The organism is Rhizobacter sp. P1_G5, from assembly GCF_056405435.1.
The window spans coordinates 1-1,579 of record NZ_JBFUCB010000940.1 but is presented as its reverse complement, the minus strand read 5'-3'; the positions used below and the strand labels follow the sequence as shown (position 1 = coordinate 1,579).

The following is a 1,579-nucleotide window of genomic DNA, read 5'->3' as shown; positions in this document are numbered from 1 at the left end:
GCATACACCAGCTCCACCACGATCCGGCTCACGAGCTGCAGCTGCGCCGCATCCGCCCCCGGCAACGCACTCGCCAGCATCTGCGCCTGCTCGCGCGTCACCGCGCCGTGTGACGCGAGCCGCACCTCCTGCAGCGCCGGCACGGCGCGCAGCGCCCGCATGATCCACACGCCGCCCTGCGTCTTCGCGGTGGCATCGTAGGTCGCGAGGATCAGCCCCTCGATCGCCCGCTCCACATCCTCCGCCGTCCCACCCAGCACCTCCGGCGAAATCCAGTCCCCGATGCGCTCGTTCTGCGCCTGCATCAGCCGCTGCCCCAGCTCGCTCAGCAGCGCGTACTTGTTCGGGAAGTAGCGGTACAGCGCCGGCGGCGTCAGCCCGGCGCGCTCGCACACCAGGTTGGTCGACAGCCGCTCGATCCCCACATCTGCCAGCGTCTGCGCCGTCACCTCCAGGATGCGCTCGTAGGTGTCGGTCGCGCGCTGCTGCGCCGGCTGCTTCTTGGTCGCAAGCGCGGGCTGGTTCTTCCGGGGTGTCGGCATCGTGGTAGGGCAGGTGGCTCAGGGATTGTCCGGTGATCGGCGGTCAAACAGGGTGGTGACAAAACGATAGTCATGACTATAAACTAGCGATGACTACTGACTAAGGGCGGCGACATGAAGTGGATGTCTTGCGTTGAGTGGGTCTCGGGCGTGATGTTGAGTTCGCTGGTGCTGTCTGCCATGGCCGCCGGCCCCGACGACGCGAAGGGCCTGTGGCTGACCGCTGAAAAAGATGCCGTGATCGAGTTCAAGCCCTGTGCCGATCGCCCGTCCRCGCTGTGCGGCCGCATCGTCTGGGACAAGGACGCCGGCACGCCCGCCGACACCTGCGGCGTGCTGATCGCCCAGCTCGAGCGCTACGACAACGACGCCTGGCGCGACGGCTGGGTCTACGACCCGCGCGACAAGAAGAAATACAAGGGCGCCCTGCGCGTCAAGTCGGGCGACCTCCACATCCGCGCCTTCGTCGGCGTCGAGGTGCTCGGCCAGACCGAGCAGCTCAAGCGCGTGGCGGCACTGCCCGACACGCCGGTCTGCAAACCCTGATCCGTTCCCCCTGATTCACCCACCCCTGGAGACGCCCATGCAACCGACCTTGTTCAGCCGGCCGCCGGTGCCCATCGGCCTGATGCTGCTCGCGATCACCGTGCCGGCCTTCTCGGCCGAACCCGAGACGGCCCGCTACGCCGTCGACACCGAGGTGCGCGTCACCTCAGACCAGCGCACGCGCGGTGTCTCGGATTCGCTCAACAAACCGGGCATCAAGCTCAGCGTGCAGGCCGCGCACGAGAGCGGGCTGATCGGGCTGGTCGAGTTCTCGTCGGTCAGCAAGAAGCAGTTCCTCGACGGCGACGGGTTCGGCATCACGCTCGGCGCGGGCTATCGCTTCGGCGATCCGGAAGGCTGGCACTTCGGCATCGGCCTCGCCGCCGAGCTGTTCCCGGGCGCCAAATTCGATGCGCCGCACGGTTTCGATTTCGTCAACTTCGTGCCGACGGATTYCCGCAGCACCAACTACAACTCGCAGTTCGCGGTGC

At 67.2% G+C, this 1,579-nt stretch carries 3 protein-coding genes; 2 read left to right on the top strand and 1 reads right to left on the bottom strand.

All coding sequences use genetic code 11. From position 1 onward, the window contains the following. Positions 1-542, bottom strand: a 542-nt coding sequence (locus AC1D12_RS32935) for a TetR/AcrR family transcriptional regulator (protein WP_477845323.1), incomplete at its 3' end; no start/stop codon positions are given. A gap of 114 nt (positions 543-656) precedes the next feature. Between AC1D12_RS32935 and AC1D12_RS32930 the strand changes: the two genes are divergently transcribed. Next, a complete protein-coding gene (locus tag AC1D12_RS32930) occupies positions 657-1,088 on the top strand; it encodes a DUF2147 domain-containing protein (protein ID WP_477845322.1) in 432 nt (143 codons plus the stop codon). Between the two features lie 37 nt (positions 1,089-1,125). Beyond that, a partial coding sequence (locus tag AC1D12_RS32925; protein ID WP_477845321.1) for a TorF family putative porin occupies positions 1,126-1,579 on the top strand: 454 nt, incomplete at its 3' end.